The organism is Aquihabitans sp. McL0605, assembly GCF_049993875.1.
GTDB lineage: Bacteria > Actinomycetota > Acidimicrobiia > Acidimicrobiales > Iamiaceae > Aquihabitans.
The window spans coordinates 4,175,953-4,197,608 of the sequence record NZ_CP188252.1 but is presented as its reverse complement, the minus strand read 5'-3'; the positions used below and the strand labels follow the sequence as shown (position 1 = coordinate 4,197,608).

At 71.4% G+C, this 21,656-nt stretch carries 14 protein-coding genes; 4 read left to right on the top strand and 10 right to left on the bottom strand.

The genetic code is table 11. The features are described 5' to 3' along the window. Nucleotides 1-14: 14 nt before the first annotated feature. Nucleotides 15-1,025, top strand: a complete 1,011-nt coding sequence (locus ACPPVX_RS19370; protein ID WP_426572223.1) for an LLM class F420-dependent oxidoreductase — start codon at nucleotides 15-17, stop codon at nucleotides 1,023-1,025. Between the two features lie 16 nt (nucleotides 1,026-1,041). Here the strand turns inward: ACPPVX_RS19370 and ACPPVX_RS19365 are convergent, their stop codons facing one another. Together ACPPVX_RS19365 and ACPPVX_RS19360 are read right to left on the bottom strand one after the other, a co-directional pair. Further along, nucleotides 1,042-3,894 (bottom strand): ATP-dependent DNA helicase UvrD2, encoded by a 2,853-nt coding sequence (locus tag ACPPVX_RS19365; RefSeq protein WP_426572222.1) that lies wholly within the window; start codon nucleotides 3,892-3,894, stop codon nucleotides 1,042-1,044. 137 nt (nucleotides 3,895-4,031) lie between these two features. Beyond that, complete coding sequence (locus ACPPVX_RS19360; RefSeq protein WP_426572221.1) at nucleotides 4,032-9,335, bottom strand: DUF7507 domain-containing protein; 5,304 nt, start codon at nucleotides 9,333-9,335, stop codon at nucleotides 4,032-4,034. Between the two features lie 687 nt (nucleotides 9,336-10,022). Between ACPPVX_RS19360 and leuS the strand changes: the two genes are divergently transcribed. The 3 genes from leuS to ACPPVX_RS19345 are packed head-to-tail and all read left to right on the top strand — an operon-like array spanning nucleotide 10,023 to nucleotide 13,687. Further along, complete coding sequence (leuS, locus tag ACPPVX_RS19355; protein ID WP_426572220.1) at nucleotides 10,023-12,848, top strand: leucine--tRNA ligase; 2,826 nt, start codon at nucleotides 10,023-10,025, stop codon at nucleotides 12,846-12,848. A gap of 24 nt (nucleotides 12,849-12,872) precedes the next feature. Continuing rightward, nucleotides 12,873-13,295 carry a hypothetical protein gene (locus ACPPVX_RS19350; RefSeq protein WP_426572219.1) on the top strand — a complete coding sequence of 141 codons (423 nt, stop codon included), beginning with the start codon at nucleotides 12,873-12,875 and terminating at the stop codon, nucleotides 13,293-13,295. Nucleotides 13,296-13,300: 5 nt separating this feature from the next. Then, a complete protein-coding gene (locus ACPPVX_RS19345; RefSeq protein ID WP_426572218.1) occupies nucleotides 13,301-13,687 on the top strand; it encodes a hypothetical protein in 387 nt (128 codons plus the stop codon). On the opposite strand, the gene ACPPVX_RS19340 is transcribed toward ACPPVX_RS19345, so the two are convergent. From ACPPVX_RS19340 to ACPPVX_RS19305, 8 genes are all read right to left on the bottom strand, one after another. Beyond that, nucleotides 13,668-14,114, bottom strand: a complete 447-nt coding sequence (locus ACPPVX_RS19340; RefSeq protein ID WP_426572217.1) for a nuclear transport factor 2 family protein — start codon at nucleotides 14,112-14,114, stop codon at nucleotides 13,668-13,670. The genes ACPPVX_RS19345 and ACPPVX_RS19340 overlap by 20 nt on opposite strands. After that, on the bottom strand, nucleotides 14,111-15,004 hold the full coding sequence (locus tag ACPPVX_RS19335; protein ID WP_426572216.1) for a TIGR03619 family F420-dependent LLM class oxidoreductase: 894 nt from the start codon (nucleotides 15,002-15,004) through the stop codon (nucleotides 14,111-14,113). Before ACPPVX_RS19335 ends, ACPPVX_RS19340 begins: the two co-directional genes overlap by 4 nt. A 20-nt stretch (nucleotides 15,005-15,024) precedes the next feature. Next, complete coding sequence (locus tag ACPPVX_RS19330) at nucleotides 15,025-15,807, bottom strand: PfkB family carbohydrate kinase (RefSeq protein ID WP_426572215.1); 783 nt, start codon at nucleotides 15,805-15,807, stop codon at nucleotides 15,025-15,027. Further along, nucleotides 15,804-16,832 (bottom strand): N-acetylglucosamine kinase, encoded by a 1,029-nt coding sequence (locus tag ACPPVX_RS19325; protein ID WP_426572214.1) that lies wholly within the window; start codon nucleotides 16,830-16,832, stop codon nucleotides 15,804-15,806. The genes ACPPVX_RS19330 and ACPPVX_RS19325 overlap by 4 nt, the downstream gene beginning before the upstream one ends. A gap of 343 nt (nucleotides 16,833-17,175) precedes the next feature. Further along, nucleotides 17,176-17,808 (bottom strand): TetR/AcrR family transcriptional regulator, encoded by a 633-nt coding sequence (locus ACPPVX_RS19320; protein WP_426572213.1) that lies wholly within the window; start codon nucleotides 17,806-17,808, stop codon nucleotides 17,176-17,178. A gap of 123 nt (nucleotides 17,809-17,931) precedes the next feature. Further along, a complete protein-coding gene (locus ACPPVX_RS19315) occupies nucleotides 17,932-19,389 on the bottom strand; it encodes an aldehyde dehydrogenase family protein (protein WP_426572212.1) in 1,458 nt (485 codons plus the stop codon). Beyond that, entirely contained in the window at nucleotides 19,386-20,300 is a 915-nt protein-coding gene (locus tag ACPPVX_RS19310) for an SDR family NAD(P)-dependent oxidoreductase (protein ID WP_426572211.1), read from the bottom strand. The genes ACPPVX_RS19315 and ACPPVX_RS19310 overlap by 4 nt, the downstream gene beginning before the upstream one ends. Continuing rightward, nucleotides 20,300-21,589 carry an amidohydrolase family protein gene (locus ACPPVX_RS19305; protein ID WP_426572210.1) on the bottom strand — a complete coding sequence of 430 codons (1,290 nt, stop codon included), beginning with the start codon at nucleotides 21,587-21,589 and terminating at the stop codon, nucleotides 20,300-20,302. The genes ACPPVX_RS19310 and ACPPVX_RS19305 overlap by 1 nt, the downstream gene beginning before the upstream one ends. Between the last annotated feature and the right edge of the window lie 67 nt (nucleotides 21,590-21,656).

The following is a 21,656-nucleotide window of genomic DNA, read 5'->3' as shown; positions in this document are numbered from 1 at the left end:
CGTAGGTTGCGGCCATGTTGGTAGACGGAGGCATCGGGTCCGATCTGGCGCGCGCAGCAGAGGGCGCCCGCATGCAAGAGGAGCTGGGCTTCGACGGCCTGTGGGCGGCCGAGACCAACCATGACCCGTTCCTGGCCCTGACCTTGGCGGCCGAGCACACCAGCCGCATCGAGCTGGGCACGGGCATCGCGGTGGCGTTCGCGCGCAGCCCCATGACCCTGGCGCAGACCGCCTACAACCTCAACGCCTTCGCCGAGGGTCGCTTCCTGCTGGGCCTCGGCTCCCAGATCAAGCCGCACATCACCCGCCGCTTCTCCATGCCGTGGTCGCACCCCGCCGCCCGCATGCGCGAGTTCGTCCTGGCGATGCGCGCCATCTGGGAGAGCTGGGACCAGGGCACCAAGCTCGACTTCCGCGGCGACTTCTACGAGCACACCCTCATGACGCCGTTCTTCAACCCGGGCGCCAACGAGTTCGGCGCACCGAAGGTGTTCCTGGCCGCCGTGGGCGAGCTGATGACCAAGGTGGCCGGCGAGGTCTGCGACGGCATGCTGTGCCACGGCTTCACCACCGAGTCGTACCTGCGCGAGGTCACCACGAAGGCCCTCGACGAGGGGTTCGCAGCCAGTGGCCGCACCCGAGCCGACATCCAGCTGTCGCTGCCGGCGTTCGTGGTGACCGGGTCCACCGAGGAGGAGATGGCCGGAGCGGCCAAGGGCGTGCGGGAGCAGATCGCGTTCTACGGATCGACCCCGGCGTACCGGGGCGTGCTCGAGCACCACGGGTGGGGCGACCTCCAGCCCGAGCTCAACGGCCTGTCGAAGCAGGGCAAGTGGGTGGAGATGGGCACGCTCATCGACGACGAGATCCTGCGGACGTTCGCGGTGGTGGCCGAGCCCGACCAGGTGGGCGACGAGCTGCTGGCCCGGTTCGGCGACCTGGTCGACCGGGTCAGCTTCTACGCCCCCTACAAGGCGGGCCCCAGCGCGTTCGGCCCCGCCATCGAGCGCCTCCGCACCGCCTGAGCCAGACCGATCAAGGTCAGTCGGGGGCCTCGTCGAGGGCGGCGAGGATGTCGTCGCCGTAGCGGTCGAGCTTGGTGGGCCCGATGCCGTCGCAGGCGACCAATCCGGCGGCGTCGGTGGGGCGGGCCAGGGCGATGCCGCGCAGGTGGGCATCGCTGAGCACCACGTAGGGCGGCACGCGGTCGTCCTTGGCGCGACGGGTGCGCCACGCCCGCAGCACCGCCTCGGCCGACGCGGCGCCGCCCCACAGCTCGGTGGGCGGCTGGAGCGGAGCCGTCTTGCCCTGGTGCTCGACCCGCTCGCCGTAGCGCACCGTCAGCGAGCCGCCGCCGGCGAGGGCGATCTGCGCCGACCGGGCGTCGACCGCCTCGACCTTGCCCTCGTAGCCGCCCAGCACCTTGACCGACCGGCCCTGCTCGGCCGTGATCCCCTCGACCGCACGGGACGCCTTGCCCTTGATGGCGGCGCCCTTCTTGAACAGCGGCTCCACCGTGGCGCTGCGGGGCGCGGGCGCCCGCTCGGTGCGAACCGGCGCCGTGCCGTCGAGCTCGGCGAGGAACGGCGACAGGCGGGTGGTGTCGGCCAGGAGCGCCACGCGGTGCCGACCCCGGGTGATGGCCACGTGGAGCACGCGGCGCTCCTCTTCGCGGTCCTCGCCCAGGCGGTGGGGCATCACGCCATCGGACACGCCGAACACCAGGACGCGGTCCCACTCGCGGCCCTTGACCCGGTGGATGGTGGAGAGCAGGACGCCGTTCGGATCGCGCTCGCGGCCGAACAGGGCGCGCAGCCACGGCTCGAACCCGGCCGGGTCGGGGTGCAGGTCGGCCACCCCGAGCAGCCCCTCGAGGTCGTCGAGGTGGCTCGATCCCTGGGCGGCGCCCGTCTGGTCGAGCATGCTCATGGCCGAGCCGAGCCCGATCTGGTCTCGGACCAGCTCGAGGATCGAGCGGGTGGTGCCGCCACGGGCGGCGCCGACGACCAGGGTGAGGTCGTCGGCCAGGTGCAGGACCTTGGCGGCCTCCTTGTCGGGCACCTGGTCGGCGATGGACCGGAGCTGCTTGACCGACCAGGAGGTGCGCCGCTCGAGCCGGTCGGGGAACCACTGGGGCAGGCCCCGGGTGGGCCGGCGCATGATCTCGACGATGTCCCGGGGGTTGATGGCGTCGCCCGAGGTGGCGATGCGCAGGTAGGCCAGGGCGGCCCGGAGACCCGTCCGCTCGAGCACCTCGGCCCGGAGGACCGAGTTGAGCGGGACCCCCGCCTCGGCCAGCGCCACCTGGGGCGCGAGCAGCAGCGAGTTGACGCGGGTGAGCACGGCGATGGCGCTCGGCTCCACCCCCGGTTCGGCCAGCCAACCGCGGACCACCTCGACGGCGGAGGACGCCCCGTCGTCGGGTGCGTGCTTCACCGTGCGCAGCGAGCCGGTCGCCGCATCGGCCGCCGGCCCGGCGTGGATGTCCTTGGCCACGCGCCGCCGGTTGTAGCCGAGCAGGGTGCGGGCGCCCTCGACCACCTCGACCGGGCACCGGTAGTTGACGGTGAGCGGGTGCGACGCCGCGCCCGGGAAGAGCGCGTCGTAGTCGATCAGGTAGGCCGGGTCGGCGCCGATGTGGCCGTAGATCACCTGGTCGTCGTCACCCACGCCGAACACGTCGAGTGCGGGCAGCGACAGCAGGCGCAGCAGCAGGACGTGGGCTGGCGTGAGGTCCTGGAACTCGTCGACCAGCAGGTGCCGGCAGCGCTGCTGCATCGACCGGCGGAACGGGCCGTCGGACAGCAGGGCGGAGATGGCGGCGTAGATCTGCTCGTCGAAGTCGACGGCGCCGCGCGAGGCGAGCTGCTCGCGGTAGGGGCCGAAGATCTCCTGGAGGCCATCGACGTCGTCTCGGGATTCCTCGACGGCGCGAGGCGAGCGCAGGCCCAGCCGGACCAGGCCGAGCGCCTCGAGGTAGGGGCCGATCGGGTCGGTGTTGGCGCGCTGGCGGCGCCGGCCGGGCAGCAGCGACTCGACGAGGCGGCGGCACTCGCGCTCCTCCAGCACCGCCGGCGAGCGGCCGAGGTGCTGCGCCACCACCCAGAGGCCGAGGGAGTTGAGCGTGCGGACCCGGGGCCGGAACGCCTCGGTGCGGCGCTCCAGCTCGAGCTGCGCCTCCTTGTTGTACGCCACGGCCAGGACGGTGTCTCGCTCCCAGCCGCGATCGCCGAGCAGGTGGCGCAGCCGTTCGGTGAGGACGCGGGTCTTGCCCGACCCGGCGGGGGCGATGACCCGTGCGGGCCCGCTGAGGTGCGCCACGGCACCGAGCTGGTCGGGCGCCAGGTCCGCGGCGGGCTCGGCCGGCGGCGGGGCCACCTCGGCGCGACCGAGCTCGACCGACTCGGAGTGGACCACCCGCTGGCCGGCCACGAGGTCTTCGGGCCACGGTCGCCGGGGACCGCCGTCGACCCACGCCGGCACGGCCCCCGGGAGCACCACGTCGGCGACCCCGTCGGGCGTGTCGGCGGCGCCGGCGCGAGAGGCCTTGCGCCCCCACCACCAGATCAGCTCGCCGGAACGGGCGTCGTAGGTGTTGGCCCAGACCAGGAAGTGGAGCCGGTCGAACGACGGCTCGACGTCGGGGTCGAGCGACCACGGCTCGTCGGTGATGGCCACCGGCTCGCGGAACCGGGCCGGATCCACCGCCAGCTCCACGACCACCGGGGTGCGGTCGGCCCACGCCTGGTGCAGCTGCCCCACCACGGCGGACGGCGCCTTCAGCACCGCTTCGTCGATGGTCACGACGGGCGCGCTCATCCACGCGGCGGGGATGGCAGCTCCTGCGTTGATGACGACGCCGCGACCGAGCGCGACCGGTCCGGGGACGGGCACGGCTCCCAACCTACGCAGGCCCAGTGACAGCGACGACGACCCCGCCGGGACGTGGCGGCCGCGGCGGCCCCGACCCGGCCACGGCGTCGGTCCCGATCGGGACCGACGCCGCTACAGCGGGCGGGAGACCGCTGCGATCAGCGCCGGTTGCTGAACCGGACCCGCCGTCCGAAGAGCACGAGCCCGCCGACGGCGACCAGGCCGAGGGCGAAGGCGACCAGCGGGGCCGGGTCGCTGCCCGTACGGGGCAGCGTCCCCGTCTCGGTGGACTCCACGGCCGTCGGGGCGGCCGTGGTGGGGGTGGTCGTGGTGACGTCCACCTCGTCGGGGTCGACCTGCGCCGGCACCGTCGTCACCTCGTCGTGGTTGTTGGAGTCGTCGGGGTCGTCCGTGTCGGAGGAGACGTCGGCCACGTTGACGATGTCCTTGCCGACCACCGAGGCGTCGACCGTGACGTCGACCGTCACCACCGACTCCTCGCCCGAGGCGAGCAGCGCCCTGGTGCAGGTGACCACCTGGCCGTCGATCCCGCACGCCCACCCGTCGCCGCTGGCGGCGGTGGCCGTCAGGCCGTCGGGCAGGGTGTCGACCACCACCGGGGCGGCCGCCGTGGACGGACCGTCGTTGGTGATCGTCAGGGTGTACGAGCCCGGCTTGCCGGCGGTGAGCGTGTCGCCGACCAGCGCCTTGTCGACGGCCAGGTCGGCCGAGGCGGTGATCGAGGTGACGGCGCCATCGCCGGCGGTCGCCGGGTTGCCCTCGTCGTCGACCGCCGTGGCATCCACCACGTCGGCCTCGGTCTTGGCCTCGTCGCCGTTGACCGCCAAGGTGAACGAGCAGTCGTAGTGCCCGCCGATGGCGATCACGCCGCCCGTCGCACACGTGGTGGACACGATCGGGGCGGAGGTGCTCGTGATGTCGAACGCCGTCCCTCCCTCGATGGTGTCGGTGAGGTCGGTCAGGGTGACCGGCTCGGCGGTGGACGTGTTGGTGACCGACACGTTGAAGGTGACGTCGCCACCGGGGGCCGCCAGGGTGGCGTCGCCGTTGTCCTTGACCACCGAGATGGTGGGCAGGACGTCGGCGACCTCGACGGTGTCGTTGTCGCTCGGCGTCACCGAGTGGCCCTCGTCATCGGTCAGCGTGAAGCCGATCTCGTCGAGCACCGTGACCCCGGCGTCCTTCCCGCTGATCAGCAGCGTGAAGTGGCACGAGTAGGTGGCACCGGGGGCGAGCAGGGTCCCGGTGGCGCACGTGGTGTCCGTGACCGCGCCGGCCACCTTGGTGACGTCGACGGTCAAGCCGTCCACGTCATCGGTGATGTGGCTGACGGTCGCCGACTCGGTGGCCGACGTGTTCTTGACGGAGACGTCGAACACGACCGGGCCGCCGGGCTCGGGGACGGTGTCGGTGCGGGCCTTCTTGGTGGCCGTGCCCTCGGGCAGCACGTCGGTGACATCGACCACGGCGCTGGCCGAGGCCGTCACCGTGTGGGTGGCCGCCGAGGTGTCGACCGCGGGGATGGCAGGAGCCGTGTCGTCGTCGTGGCCGTTCACCGTGACGGTGTCGGGCACGGAGTCGCCCCCGTTGCCCGAGACCAGCAGGGTGAAGGTGCAGCTGACCGAGTCGCCGTGGGCGAGGCTCGTGCCCAGCAGGTCGTCACAGGTGCCCGTGACGTTGAAGGGCGAGCCGCCCGACACGGAGTCGACGATCGAGTCGAAGGTGACCGTGTCCGCCGGCGACGTGTTGGTGATCTCGAGCGTGTAGGTGACGTTGCCCCCAGGCTCGGGGACCGACGGGACCGAGGGCGTCTTGGTCACCGAGATGGACGCCGCCACGTCGGTGATGTCGACGATCTCGGAGCCGGTCCCGGTCACCGGCACCTGGTCGTCGTCGACGCCGTTGACCACGACCGTGTCACCGACCGCGTCACCCGCGTTGCCCGACACCGTGAGGGTGAAGGTGCACGAGGTCGAGGCACCGGGGGCCAGGACCGTGCCGATGAGCGCCGTGCAGGTGCCGCCTGCCGCGGTGGGAGCGCCCCCGCCGACCGAGTCGGTGATCGAGGTGATCGTCACCGAGTCGGCAGCCGAGGTGTTCTTCACGGTCACGGTGTAGGTGACCGGACCACCGGGCTCGGGCACCGAGTCGACGTTCGCCGTCTTGGTGACCTGGAGCGACGAGGGCACGTCGGTGATGTCGACGCTCTCGTCACCGTGTGCGGACACCGGGTGGCCGTCGTCGTCGGTTCCGCCCACGACGACGGTGTCGTCGACGGTGTCACCGGGCTTGCCGGAGACGGCCATGGTGAACGTGCAGCTCGTCGAGGCCCCGGGGGCGAGGACGGTGCCGATGAGGGCGCTGCAGCTGCCGCCGATCGAAGCGGCCGCTCCGCCTTCGACGGAGTCGGTGACGGACCCGAGGGTGATCGAGTCGGTGACCGACGTGTTCTTGATGCCGACCGTGTAGGTCACGTTGCCGCCCGGCTCGGGGACCGAGCCGACGTTGGCGGTCTTCGTCACCTGGAGCGACGAGGCGACGCCGGTGATGGTCACCACGGCGGCGTCGGTGTCGGTGACGTTGTTGCCGTCATCGTCGGCGGCGCCGACCGAGACCACGTCGTGGACCGAGTCGCCGTCGTTGCCCGACACCGGCATGGTGAACGTGCAGGACGTGCCGCTGCCGGCAGCCAGGGTGGTCCCGACCAGGGCGGCGCAGGTGCCGCCGGCGGCCGACGCCGGCGCGCCCTCGACCGAATCGGTGATGGAGCCGATCTTGACGGGCTCGGGCGACGTGTTCTGGATGGTCACCAGGTACGAGACCGGGTGGCTCTGGCCGGGCGCCGTCTCGGCGACCGACGTGGGCGTCGGGGTCTTGGTGATGTTGATGGTGGGCAGCGTGTCGGTGACCGCCACCTCGGCGCTGCCCGTCGCGGTGACCTTGTTGTCGTCGTCGTGGCCGCCGACCGTGACGGTGTCGTCGAGGTCACCGTCGGACAGGGTCGCCTTGTCGACGACCGTCGCCACGGTGAAGGTGCAGCTCACGTTGGCGCCGGCAGCGAGGGAGCTCCCCAGCAGCGGTGCACAGGTGGTGGCGCTGATGGGCGGAGCCACGACCGTGGCGTCGATGGCCGAGCCGCCCTCGATCGAGTCCTTGATCGAGTCGATCGTGACCGCCTCACCGCCGGTGTTGGTGATCTTGACCGTGTAGGTGATGGCGCCGCCGGGCTCGGCGATCGTGGTCACCGAGGGGGTCTTGGTGACGGCGAGGGTGGGAGCCACGTCCGTGATCGACACCGAGGCGGTGTCGTTGTCGGTGGCCTCGTTCTGGTCGCTGTCCTTGGCGATGGCGGTGACCTTGTCGCTGACGCTCGTGCCGCCGTTGCCCGTCACCGGAGCGGTGAACGTGCAGGAGGCCGACGAGCCGGCGCCGGTCACGGTGAGGACCTTGCCGATGAGCGGTGCGCACGTGGTGGCCGTGATCGGCCCGTTGACCGTGGTGATGTCGAGGGCGCTCCCGCCGGCGATCGAGTCCTTGAGCGAGGTGATGGTCAGCGGCTCCACCGAGGTGTTGGCCACGGTGACCGTGTACGTGACCGGCCCGCCGGGCTCGCCCACCGTGGACGTGCCCGCGGTCTTCGTCAGGTTGATGGTGGGGGCCGGGGCCGTGTTGGTGAACGTGCAGACCACGTCCTGGCCGGGGCCCACCTTGACCGATGCGGGCGACTGCTGGCCGGTGCAGGTCGAGGAGGTGAGCTGCCACGGCGCCGAGTTGGTCTCGGCGATGTTGTACGTGCCGACGGCGGTGGTGACCTTGCTGCTCGACGTGGTGCCGCCCGAGGTGGTCAGGTTGAAGCTGCCGAGGTTCGGGACGTTCGACGTGAACGAGAACGTCCCGTCGGCACCGATGGACTTCTTGACCACGGTGATGGATCCGGGCTTGGCCGTGTTCGTGTACGAGCACTTCCAGTTCTGGCCCTCTGCGACGGTCAGCTGGAGCGGCGAGATGGTCTCCACGCCCTGCGTGCCGAGGTTGTCGCAGGTGGCCGAGGTCTGGTCGAACCCGGCGTTGGCGGCTTCGGTCACCGAGTAGGTGCCGGGGACGACGCCGGTGAAGGTGCCGGTGCCGCCGTCGGCGATCCCGGTCTTCGTGCCGATCGTGGTGTTGCCCTGCTTCAGGGTGAAGTCGAAGGTGTCGGACAGGCCGGCCGGCACGGTCTTCTTGGCCACCTGGATGGTGGCCGAGCGGATCTGGCGGTTGTAGACGTCGCAGTTCACTGCCTTGTTGAGCCCGACCGTGATCCCCTTGAGCTCGGCCGTGTCCTTCGATTGGTTGGCCGCGTTCGTGCCCACCGTGTTGAACAGCTCGGCGGGCGCGTTGCCGTCGAGGCTGTTCACCGTGCAGTGGGCGCCGTTGTAGACCCAACCCGTCTTGGCCGTCTCGGACAGGTCGACGGAGGCGGAGTTGGCGTCCATCTTCCACTTGAAGCTGACGCCGCCCGACGAGTCGGTGGTGGCGCTCGAGGTCGCCCCGGAGGCGCCGCTGGGCGACGTCCACGAGGTGGGCGTGGGCGTGACGCTCAGGCCGAAGGTCCAGGGGTTGGCGGCGTCAGCCTGCACCGTGGTGCCGTCGGCCTTCTGGAGCATCTTGGTGACGTTGACCGACGGGGCGCAGAGGTCTCGCACGAAGGCGTTGATGATCGCCTGGAGCTTCGTGAAGTCGGGAGCGATGGTGTAGTCGGCCGTGCCGAACGGGATGCTCGGGTTGCCGCTGCCGTCGAGGGTGAGCTCCTCGTCGCCGGTGACGTCGTTGAGCCGCTGCTTGCTGGCGGCGCCGGTCAGGCCGACGCCGATGCCGAACATGTGGGCGCCGCTCTTCTTGATGGCGTCGGCCTCGTAGACCGCGGCGGTCACGTTGGCGGCGTCGACGGTGTTGCCGTCGCCGTCGGTCGCGGTGCTGCCGTCGTCCTCGTGGCCGTCAGGCTCGGTCTGGTTGCGGTAGGTCGGGTCGCCGTCGGTGATGAACACGACGAGGTCGCCAGGGCCGCCGTTGCTGCGCCGCGCCACCTCGAGGCCGTCATCCCAGTTGGTGCCGCCTCGCCCCGCCCCGGTGATGGGATCGGTGTAGAGCGCCGGGTCCCGGAACACGATGTTGTTGAGGACCGGCGAGTGGCTGCCCGCCGAGTTGATCCCTTCGGCGTCGGTCGCGAAGTCGACGACCTTCACCTGCGACGGCGTGCCCACGAGCGCGGACGCGAAGGTCTGCGCGGCGGTGCGCACGGTGGTCTGCTCACCGCTGTCGATCGAGTTCGAGTTGTCGAGGACCAAGGTCACATCGAGCCCGCACACCGACGGCAGATCGGGGTTGCCGTCGGTCGCCGGCGTGCTCGACGCCAACGGCGCCAGACCACCGATCACGACCGCCGCGACCGCCGCCGCCACCCCGAACCGCTTGGCCCGCCGTGACGCGCCACGGCCAAAAGAAAGAGATCCCGCAATCCTCTTCATCGCCCTACTCCCGCAAGTTGGTTTGATTCCCGCAACATGAGGAGCCGGTTTCGCTTCGCTCCACCCAACCCAAGGGCGACCAGTACGGGTTGGGGATCAATGCGCATCCCTCAAGTTGGGAGGACGCTACACGGTCCGTCCACGAACCCACAATAGGTTCTGGACAATTCACCTGAGTTGGACCAAATGACCCATGCGCGCAATGCCAATGTACGATCCGAGTGATGACTCGGATACGGATCCGGACCCACCCGATCGGGTGAGACGCGACGCTGCCCCCGACCACGTCGTCGAGGGCAGCGTGTGGCGGTCGACCAACGGGGTGCCACCAAGCGGGCCTGAACCGGTGAGGCAATACACCGCTGGAGGTCCTGTCCCCAGTATCGGCGCCGTCCCGGCTCCGGCTGAACCATTCCCTCATCAGGGGCCGAACGGCCTATGCGCCCGGGGCCGTCACCTCGACGACCGACATCGGCAATGGCCGCGGGACCCGTGCGGTCCCTTCGGCCGATCGACCTCCTCATCGATGCCGTGGCGGTCCCGCACCGCCCTCGCGAGACCAGCGCGGCGACCCACCGATCGGGCTTCGGGCCGAACGGAAGGGACAGGTACCGTGCACCCATGGCCGAACCGACCTCCTCCGACGCCGCCGACCTGCCGCAGCACCGCTACGACGCCGCGCTCGCGCAGGACATCGAGGCGCAGTGGCAGCAGCGCTGGGAGGAGCAGGGCACCTTCCACACCCCCAACCCGGTCGGCCCGCTCTCCGACGGGTTCGCCGAGGTTGCCGACCGGCCCAAGAAGTACGTGCTCGACATGTTCCCGTACCCGTCGGGAGCGGGGCTCCACGTCGGGCACCCGCTCGGCTACATCGGCACCGATGTGTTCGCGCGCTACCTGCGCATGAGCGGGCACAACGTCGTGCACACCATGGGGTACGACTCGTTCGGCCTTCCCGCCGAGCAGTACGCGCTCGCCACCAACACCCACCCTCGCACCACCACCGAGAGCAACATCGTCAACATGGAGCGCCAGCTCCGCCGCCTCGGGCTGGGCTACGACCGGCGCCGTTCGGTGTCCACCACGGACGAGGCCTTCTACCGCTGGACGCAGTGGATCTTCCTGCAGATCTTCGGCTCCTGGTACGACGCCGACGCCGACCGGGCGCGCCCCGTGGCCGAGCTGGAGGCCGAGCTCGACGCCGGCACCCGCGAGCCCGCCCCGGGCACCAACCCCGGCGGAACCCCGTGGGCCGAGCTCGACGCATCGCAGCGGCGCACCGTGGTCAACGCCCACCGCCTGGCCTACCTGGCCGAGGTGCCCGTCAACTGGTGCCCCGGCCTCGGCACGGTCCTGGCCAACGAGGAGGTCACCGCCGACGGGCGCTCCGAGCGCGGCAACTTCCCCGTCTACCGCCGGCCCATGAAGCAGTGGATGCTGCGGATCACCGCGTACGCCGACCGGCTCCTGGCCGACCTCGACCTGCTCGACTGGACCGACGCCATCAAGAGCCAGCAGCGCAACTGGATCGGCCGCTCCACCGGCGCCGAGGTCTCGTTCGCCACCCCGGCCGGGCCGCTCACGGTCTTCACCACCCGCCCCGACACCCTGTTCGGCGCCACCTACATGGTCGTCGCTCCCGAGCACCCGCTCGTCGGCGCGCTCACCACCCACGGCCAGGCGGCTGCGGTGGAGGCTTACGTGGCCGAGTCGTCGCGGCGCTCCGACCTCGACCGGCAGACCGAGGGCAAGGACAAGACGGGCGTCTTCACCGGCACCAACGCCACCAACCCCGTCAACGGCCAGGCCATCCCGGTGTTCGTGGCCGACTACGTCCTCATGGGCTACGGCACCGGCGCCATCATGGCCGTGCCCGCCCACGACCACCGCGACTTCGAGTTCGCCCAGGCGTTCGACCTGCCCATCGTCGAGGTCATCGCCTGCCCTCCCGGCACCGACCGCGACGCCGGCGCCTACGTGGGCGACGGCGCGGCCATCAACTCCGCCAACGACGAGATCTCCCTCGACGGGCTGGCCGTGGCCGAGGCCAAGGCCGCCATCATCGGGTGGCTCGAGGCCAAGGGCCTGGGCACCGGCACGATCCAGTACAAGCTGCGCGACTGGCTGTTCAGCCGCCAGCGCTACTGGGGCGAGCCCTTCCCCATCGTCTTCGGGGCCGACGGCGAGCCGCAGGCCCTGCCCGAGTCCGAGCTGCCCCTCCGCCTGCCGCCGATGGACGACTTCTCGCCCAAGACGTCCGACGACGAGGACTCCGAGCCCGAGCCGCCGCTGGGTCGCATCGCCGAGTGGACCTCCGTCGACCTCGATCTGGGCGACGGCTCGAAGACCTACCGGCGCGAGGTCAACACCATGCCCAACTGGGCCGGGTCGTGCTGGTACGAGCTGCGCTACCTCGACCCCACCAACGACGAAGCGTTCGTGGCCGCGGAGAACGAGCGCTACTGGATGGGCCCGCAGTTCCCCGGCGACGGCGGCGGCGTCGACCTCTACGTCGGCGGCGTCGAGCACGCCGTGCTGCACCTGCTCTACGCCCGCTTCTGGCACAAGGTGCTGTTCGACCTGGGCCACGTGTCGTCCAAGGAGCCGTTCCGCCGCCTGTTCAACCAGGGGATGATCCAGGCCCACGTCTACCGCGACGACCGCGGCTTCCCCGTGCCCGCCGAAGACGTCGTGGCCGACGGCGACCGCTACCTCTACGAGGGCAAGGAGGTCACGCGTGAGCTGGGCAAGATGGGCAAGTCGCTCAAGAACGCCGTGGCGCCCGACGAGATGTGCGAGCGCTACGGGGCCGACACGCTGCGGCTCTACGAGATGTTCGGCGGCCCGCTCGACCAGAGCCGCCCGTGGGACACCACCGCGGTGGTCGGCATGTACCGCCTGCTGCAGCGGGTGTGGCGGGTGTTCGTCGACGAGGACGACGGCACGCCGCGCGTCTCCGACGACCAGCCCGACGAGGACACCCAGCGCGCCCTGCACCGCACCATCGCGGCGGTGCGAGACGGCATGGAGACGCTGCGGTTCAACACCTCGATCGCCCGCATCACCGAGCTGACCAACCACCTCACGTCCACCTACCCCGACGGTGGCGTGCCCCGCACGGTGGCAGAGCCCCTGGCGCTGCTGCTCGCCCCGGTGGCCCCCCACATCGCCGAGGAGCTCTGGGCGCGGCTCGGCCACCCCGACTCGCTGACGTACCAGGACTACCCGGTCGCCATCGAGGACTGGCTGGTCGATGCCTCGGTGGAGCTCCCGGTGTCGGTCAACGGCAAGGTCCGCGGGCGCATCATCGTGGCCGCCGGCTCCGATGCTGCTGCCCTCGAAGCCGCGGCCCGGGCCGACGACAAGGTCGCCGCCCTGCTCGACGGCGCCACCGTCCGCAAGGTGATCGCCGTCCCCGACAAGATGGTCAACTTCGTCATCGCTTGACGACCCCTTCACGATCGGCGGCGGATGCACCTGACCTTCACCAGAGGCAAGACCGGCCTGGTCGTCGGCATCGTGCTCAGCGTGCTCGGGGTGGCCCTGCTGGCCACCACGTACCACAAGGAGCTCGACGTCGATGTGCCCGCGGGAGCGCGCGAGATCGAGCAGCCCGCGCCGACGATCACGTGCGAGGCACCGATCGTCGACGGGTTCCACGACGAGCCCCAGGGCTGGGTCAACTACGCGCCGAACACGGGCGTGGCGTTCGCGGGCCACGACACGTTCTCCGGCAGCTGGTGCAAGCCCGAGTCGGTCCAGCGCGGCACCCTGGGGCTGACCCTGCTCAGTGTCGGCGCGCTCATCTTGGTGGTGCCCCCGATCCGCCGCCGCCGGGCCGGGCGAGCGTCGGAGCCGATCGACCACCTCGGCGCCCCGGTCGTGTTTGACTGAGCGCCGTGCATCCCCGGCGGGTCCCCACGTTCATCGGCCTCGGCCTCGTCGTGCTGGGCCTGGTGGTGGTGCTGCTCCCCTACCGAGCGCACGTCACGGTCACCGTCGGGTTCGACGCGACGGCGTACTCGATGCAGTGCCAAGCACCGCTGATCGATCGGGTGACGTCGGACCCGCCCCAGGTGTGGCACCTGAGCGGATCCGGCGCCGTGGCGGAGGGGTTCGCCACCTCCCCGAGCCCGTGCCACAGCGAACGCGGCGTCCGAGGCCTCGCCGGGGTGGCCCTGATGGCCACGGGTGGCGCGGTCTGGGTGGTGGCGCGCCGCCGGAACCTGGCGCGGGATGCGGAGGCCGCCGTGGCGCCGGTTCCGGTCAGCTCGGCGCAGCCGTGAAGCGCAGCTGGTCGATCTCCCAGAAGGCGCGGAGGCTCTGCACCTTGCCGGTGTCGTCGACCTTGTAGATGGCCACCATCTCGCCGGCCACGTTGGAGCCGTCGGGGAACGTGGTGGTGATGGTCAGGTAGTTGGCCACCTCGTTGCCGCCGGCGTGCGACGAGATGATGTCCATCCGCACGGGGTTGGTGGCGATGACGTCGTCCCAGAACGCGCCGATGCCGTCGTGGCCGTGGTGCCCGAGGCCGGTCTCGTCGAGGAACGACACGCCGACCGGGTCCTGCACCACGCCGTCGGTGGCGAACAGCCCGACCCATCCCTCACGGTCGCGGGCCTGGACGAAGGCGCGGGAGCGCAGCGAGGCGGCACGGGCCGAGCGGTCGTCGTCGGCGGGGTGGGGCAGGTCGAGGTAGTCGAACGCGGTCAAGGGGTGATCTCCAGGTCTCGGAGGGGGTGGATGACGTGCTCGGCGAACCACGCCACCGAGTCGAGCTGGTGCTGGAAGTCGTTGGGATCGCCACCGGCGAAGTACCACGGCACGGTGATGACGTCGGTGAGCCCCATGGCCGCGAGCGGGGCCATGTCGTCGACGGTGGCGGGCACGATGGGCGTGGCCTTGATCTCGAACGGGTCACCGGCGCGGCCGGCGGCGTCGAGCTCGGTGCGCAGCCCGGCGATGAGCGGCTCGAGCGAGTCGGGCGTCACCTGGGCGCCGATCCACCCGTCGCCGACCCGGGCGGCGCGGCGCAGGCCGGGCTCGCTGTGGCCGCCGACGTAGATCGGCACGGGGTGGTCGGGTGAGGCGGGCGGCTCCATGCGCAGCCGGTCGAAGTCGTAGTGCTGGCCGTGGTACTCGACGTACCCGCCGGCGATGACCAGCCGCATGATCTCGATCTGCTCGTCGAGGCGCTTGCCGCGGGTCTTCATCTCCTGGCCGAGCCACCGGAACTCCTCGGGGATCCAGCTGAGCCCGACGCCGAGGCCGATCCGCCCGGGGAACATGGCCGCGATCGAGCCGAGCGACTTGGCCACCAGCAGCGGCTCGCGCAGCGGGGTCTTGAGGACGTTGGTGTAGAGGTTCACCCGTTGCGTGGCGGCGGCCACCGCGGGCATGCCGACGAGCGGATCGACGAACGGCGAGTCGTCGGCCCAGAAGCGCTTCCCGTCGGGCGTGAACGGGTACTCCCCCGACACCTGCTCGGGGTAGAACACCGAATCGGGGAAGCAGACGGAGTCCCAACCGGCGTCCTCGGCGGCGCGAGCCAGCGGGAGGATCCGTTCGGGCGGGGTCATGGCGAGAGCGAGCGTGAACTGCACGCCCGCATTCTGACGCATCGTCAGGTGATGCCGCCCACATGGTCGGCCGCGGTGCGGTTGGCCCGGCGCAGGGCCTCGTCGAACGGGGCGCCTCCGGCCAGCGCCAGGAAGAACGCAGCGGCGAACACATCGCCGGCCCCGATGGTGCCGACCGGCGAGACGTGGTCCAGCACGATGCCCGCCACGTCGACCTCCAGGGCCCCCTGACGCCCGAGGCAGCCCCGCTCGCCGCGGGTGATCGCCAGCGCCAGCCGGTCGAGCGTGGACGGCTCGGCCACCAGCGCGTACTCGTCCTCGCTGAGCACCGCGGCGTGGACGTGCGCAGCCCACCAGGCGTCGAGGTCGGGGCGGCGCAGCAGGGCGCCGGTGGCATCGGTGGCCCGCAGCATCCCCTGCGGTGTGATCCCCACGAACGGCGCGCCCTGCACCGAGGCCACCATGGCCGGGGTGACCTCGCCCATGATCGGGGCCAGGTGCACCACGTCGGCGCCGATGCCCAGGTCGACCAGCGAGACGTCGATCGGGTCGGCGGCGCTGGCCAGCCGCTGCGGACCGAGGTCGGCGTCGGCGGAGAACTCGAACACGGTGTCGACCGCCGAGCGCTGCACCGTGACCTTCACGTCGGGCATCGACTCGCGCAGGGCCCGTTCCAGCTCCTCGGTGCCCGAGGTGACGATGTGGGCGTCCCAGCCCTGGGCCAGCGCCAGCCGGCTGGCGAAGAGGACGCTGCCGCCGAGGCGCCGCTCGGCATCGCCGGCCACCACGTCCCAGCAGACGGAGCCGATGGCGACGTAGCTGGTCACGCCGGCGAGCCCTTGGCCCAGAGCAGGCCGGCCTCGAAGGTGTCGACCGCGTGGTCCTCGGCGGGGCCGGGCTGGCCTCCGGGGCCCTTGCGCAGCACCAGGCGGAACGAGCCGGCCATGGCCACGTCGCCGGGGTAGACCACCGCGGGCTGCCGACCGGTGGCGGCGATCACGGCCCGGCCGAAGCGCACCCGGTAGATCTGCTGGTTCCACAGGCCGCCGAAGCACCCGAGCGTGTGGATGCCCGTGAACTCGCGGAAGGCGCCGGCCACCGTGTCGGCGAGCAGGCGGACCTGCTCCTCCACCAGGGCCTCCGAGCGCGGGTCGCCCTGGGTGGCGAGGCGCAGCACCTCGGTGGCGAACGACGCGATGTGGCTCTTGTCGACCTCGGGCTTGTAGATCAGGTCGAAGAGCTCGTCGGTCGCGGCGATGCCGAGGCGGTCGCGCACCTCGTCGGCCAGGAACGAGCCGTTCGAGCGGCCCTCGCTCACCAGCAGCACCTCTCGCAGCGCGGCCCGCCCGAGCGCGTAGCCCGAGCCCTCGTCGCCCAGCACGTAGTCCCAGCCGCCGAAGCGCCGGCTGCCCTGGTCGAGTGCACCGGCCAGCACGGCGCTGCCGGTGCCGGCGATCACGGCGACCGCAGGCTCGAGCTTGGCCGTGGCCGCCCAGCACCCGATCGTGTCGGCCACCACCGAGATGGTGGCGGGCTCGGGCACCACCTGGCGAACACCGCGGGCCAGGACCGCAGCGTGCGCCTCGGTGTCGACCGAAGCGCTGCTCACGAGCACCGCCGTCGGTGCCAGCGGCCGCGCCGCGGCGGCGAGGGCCGCGGCGATCACCGCCCGGATGTTCTCGGCGGCGACGTCGTCGCCCGCGGAGCGGCTGTTGGTGGGTCCGCCGCTGGCGTACCCGAGCACCTCACCGCTGGAGGTGGCGACCGCGGCGCGGCTGCCGGTGCCGCCACCGTCGACCACGACGACCGTCGACACATCGGGGAACGAGGGGATCGATCGGAGCCAGTCCACGGCGGGCGATGGTAGCGGCCTCCCCCATCAGCGATCCGGTGGGCGACGGGTCGGTGCCGCCGCTCGGGTGGTTGCGGGACCGGGAACGCGTGTGCAGGCTGGATCCGATCTACGGTTCCCGCCCGGTGCGGGCGCTCGATGCGACCCGATCGCACCCTGCCCCACTCCCACAACAGCCAGGTGCCCCATGTACTACGTGCTCGGAACGCTCATCTTCGCCGTCCTCGCCATCATCGTCGTCGTCGCCTTCTTCAAGCAGCGGAACCAGCGCGGCCGCTTCGACGATTGAGCTGACCGGGCCGGCCGGCTGCGCTGGCGGACCGCCGCGGTCGCGGCAGGCCGATCAGCCGGGTTCGGCCGCCAGGGCGATCTCCGAGAGGATGTGCGCCTTGAGGCTGTCGGCGAGGCGCTGCTCGATCGCGGGGTCGGTCCCGGAGATGGTGAGCAGCGAGAGCCCGATCGCGGCGCAGAGGGAGAGCTCGACGGCCGCGAGCACGCGGATCGGCTCGACCTGGGCCTCGATCAGCACGCCGGCCAGGTCGGCGACGTAGACCTCGGCGCTGCGGGCGTTGAGCACGTTGAGCTGCTGGGCGAGGGCCGGGTCGATCCGCGCTGCGGTGTGGAGCTCGAACTGCGCCCGGGTGGCGGGGTCGAACACCGCGGCCATGATCGTGTCGATCATCTGGCTGACGCGCTCCTCGATCGGTGCCGTGGTGTCGGTGCTGTGGACCACCGCGTCCCTGCTGGCATCGCTGAGGTGGTTGGTCAGGGCGAGGATCAGCTCGAGCTTGTTCCCGAAGTGGTGGTGGACCGCTCCGGATGAGACGCCGGCCGCCTTGGCGACCGCCGCGATGGTCACCCCGTCGAGCCCGCCCTCGACCAGGCGGCCGGCCGCAGCATCGAGGATCGCCTGGCGCGTGGCGGTGCGCCGCTCGTCCTGGGTGCGCCGACGCGCGGGGGCTGGCTCCGGTGGCATCGCCCGACGTTACGTCGCGAGGATGGGGAGTCGGCAGATGGTCCCCCGCCCCCTAGGCATCGCCCCTGGTCACGCCCCTCGGCCTCCGACATACCGGCTGAGCGATCGGTATCGAGCGTCAGCTCAGCTCGGCCAGATCACCGACTGGAGCTCGCTGTAGGCGGCCAAGCCGTAGCTGCCACCGTCGCGACCGATCCCGCTCTGCTTGAACCCTCCGAAGGGGGTCTCGGGGTTCCGGCCCATCGTGTTGACGGCGACGTTGCCGGCTCGCAGCCGCGGCGCCAGCCGCAGGGCCCGAGGGGTGCTGGCCGTGTACACGTAGTCGTACAGGCCGTAGTCGCTGTCGTTGGCGATGGCGATGGCCTCGTCCTCGTCGTCAAAGGGGATGACCACCACCACCGGGCCGAAGATCTCCTCGCGGCTGATCGCCATGGCGTTCGTGCACCCGGTGAACAGGGTGGGGTTCACGTAGAACCCCTTGGCGATGTCGGGCCGATCGCCCCCGGCCGCCAGCTCGGCCCCGCCGTCGATCCCGCCCTGGATGTGGGTCAGGACCCGGTCGCGCTGCGCGCTGCTGATCAGCGGGCCCACCAGCGTGGCCGTGTCGCGGGGGTCGCCGACGGTGAGGAACGCCGGGACGGCGGTCAGGTTCTCGACGAGCTGGTCGTAGATGCCGCGCTGGGCGAGGACCCGGGTGGGCGCCGTGCAGATCTGACCGGAGTGGAAGCCCCAGACCGAGGCGATGCCGCTGGTGGCGGCGCCCAGGTCGGCGTCGTCGAACACCAGGCAGGCGCCCTTGCCGCCGAGCTCGAGCAGGAGCCGCTTCATGGTGCGCCCACCGGCGGAGGCGATGGCCTGGCCGACCGCGGTGGAGCCCGTGAAGCTGACCATGTCGACGTCGGCGTGGGTGGTCAGGGTCTCGGCGGGGGCCACGTCGGTGGTGGTGATGGCGTTGACGACACCGGGCGGGAAGCCGGCCTCGTGGCACAGCTCGACGAGCCGGAGCACCCCCAGCGGGTCCTGCGGCGCCGGCTTCACGATCACCGTGTTGCCGGCCGCCAGCGCCGGCCCGATCTTCCCGGCCATGTTGACCAGCGGGAAGTTGTACGAGGTGATGGCGCTCACCACGCCCACCGGCACCCGCTGGGCGAGCGCGTTGGTGACCGCAGCCGGTCCGAGCGCGCTGGCCTCGGCGATGCTCGGGGGCAGCGGCGTGACCGTGGGCTCGAGCGCCCCGCGCGCGTAGCGGCGGAACCGGTGGGCGGCGTGCGGGACCTGGATGTTGGTGCAGGTCCGGCGGGTGCCCCCGGTCTCGGCGATGGTGAGCTCGATCAGCTCGTCGCGGTCTCGCTCGATCAGGTCGGCCACCCGGTCGAGCAGCTCGGCCCGCTCCTCGGGCCGGGTCGCCGACCAGGTGTCGAACGCACCCCGAGCCGCCGCCACGGCATCGGCCGCCTGGGCCGCGCTGGCCTGCGGCGCCTGGGCGATGACCTCCTCGGTGGACGGGTCGACGATCTCGTAGGTCCCCCCACCGCCCTCGACCCGATCGCCACCGATCAGCAGGCGGTACTCGCGCGTCACACCGGCATCCCGTGGTGCGGCGGGACCAGCTGCTGGCCGATCGCGTCGGCGCGCCGGTGGAGCAGGGCGACCGTGTCGTCGAGGTTCCGGCCGATGATGAAGTGCCGCGCCGCGGTCTCGGTGACCACGAACTCGCCGAGCTCGTCGAGGTCGGCTTCGGCCACGTTGCGCCCGGCCTTCGCCAGCATGTCCTTCATCTGGTCGAACGTCATGCTGGTCCGGCCGGTGGCCGCGCCCTGGCGCTGGAGGTGGTCGGGGCGGTTGCGGCTGGCGGTGAACAGGCCGGTGCGCAGGAGCCCGCCCGATGGGTAGAACACCGACGCCCGCAGCGCGGTGCCCTCGGAGACCAGGTTGTGGTGGAGGGCCTCGGTGAAGCAGCTGACCGCCGCCTTCGACGCCGCGTAGACCGACGCGGTGGGGACTGGGGCGAAGCCGCCGTCCCCCGACGAGGTGTTGATGATCTGCCCGGGCTCGCCGCCCTCGATCATGCGGGGCACGAACGCGGCGGTCATGAACGCGGTGCCGAACACGTTGACGCCGAAGCACCAGCGCCAGTCGTTGGGGTCCTGCTGCCAGGGCTTGCCGCCCCCGCCCGAGGTGACCCCGGCGTTGTTGTAGAGCAGGTTGACCCGACCGTGCAGGTCGTACACGTGGTCGGCCAGCGCCGCCACGGAGTGCTCGTCGCTGATGTCGGTCCGCCAGCCCGACACCGGGCCCAGGGGCGAGAGGTCGGCGATGGCGGCATCGATGGCCGAGTCCTCGACATCGGCGATCACCACGGTGGCACCGTGGCGCAGCAGCGCGCCCACGATCCCCCGCCCGATCCCGCCGGCCCCGCCGCTGACCACGGCCACCATCCCGTCGATGTCGAGCGGCGGCGCCGCGTCGACCTGGGTTCCGTCGCCGGCCATCAGCCCTTCCACTCGATGCCGTAGTCGTCGAACCAGAACCGGGCCTCGCGGATCGCGTTCGGCGGGGTCCGCAGCTCGAGGTCCTGGTGGAGGTCGGTGGGCCTGGGGCCGATGTCGGCGGCGATCGCGCTCAGGGCGTCGATGTCGAGGTCGTAGCAGCGGACCGCGTTGAGGCCGAGCAGCAGCCGGGTCTCCTCGACGGGGATGGGTTGGAAGTCGGTGGACAGCCGGGTGGCGGTGTTGGGCCACGTGCCTTCGGGGTGCGGGTAGTCGGTGCCCCACATCAGGCCGTCGAGGCCGTTGACGTAGCGCCGGCGGAGCTCGACCTTGCTCATGGCCGACGCGCCGATGAAGACGTTGGTGCCGATGTACTCGGACGGGAGCCGCTGGATCAGGCCCTTGGTCCGCGACGCCATCTTCTTCACCTTCCAGTTCTGGCCGCCGAACATCACGTCGGTCTTGAACAGGAGGTCGCCCACCCACCAGGAGCCGCACTCCACCGGTGCGTACTTGAGGTCCGGGAAGCGGTCGAACGCACCCGAGAGCAGGAGCTGCCACAGCGGCCGGTGGGTCCAGAAGGCCACCTCCAGCATGAACTGGGCCATGTTGTCGTTGTAGGCGTCGGTGTCGGCCTCGCCGGAGTGGGTGTGGACCACCAGTCCGGCCTCGGCGCACGCCGCCCACACCGGGTCGTACGAGGCGTGGCCGTACGACGGGTTGTCGTGCCACATGGTCGGGATCATGATCCCCTTGATCCCAGGCTTGCCCGCCAGGACCTCGATCTCCTTGACCGCCTCGTCGATCCCGTGGGTGATGGGCACGAGGGCGACGCCGGCGCGGCGCGGCGGGTTGGTGGCGCAGAACTCCTCGAGCCACCGGTTGTGGGCGCGGGCCCCGGCCCACGCCAGCCGCGGGTCGGTGATCATCCCGGCCTGGAGCCCGGCGCCGAACGGCGGGGCCTCCATCCCGGTGACCGAGTCGCCGTCGGCGAAGATCACCTCGCCGGCCACGCCGTCGGCATCGAGCGTCTTGTCGCGGATCTCGGGGTCGAACGCCCCCTTGAGCCCCACCTCGTTGTCGCGCTCCCACTGCTCGACGTACGCGCCGTTCATCTCCTCGACCATGGCCCGGTGCTGGTGGCGCGTCGTCAGCCACTCGTCGAACTCGGCGTGCGCCGACTGCTCCAGGTAGGGCCGGTAGTCCTCGACGTACAGGCCCGCATGGGTGTCCGACGACACGATCACGTACGGGGCGTTGCTCTGGTCGATGCCTTCGACAGGACTGGCCATGACGTCTCCTTGCCGTTTCTGTAACGGTGTCTTAGAGTGCGTTTGACACTGTTACAGAAGCGATGAG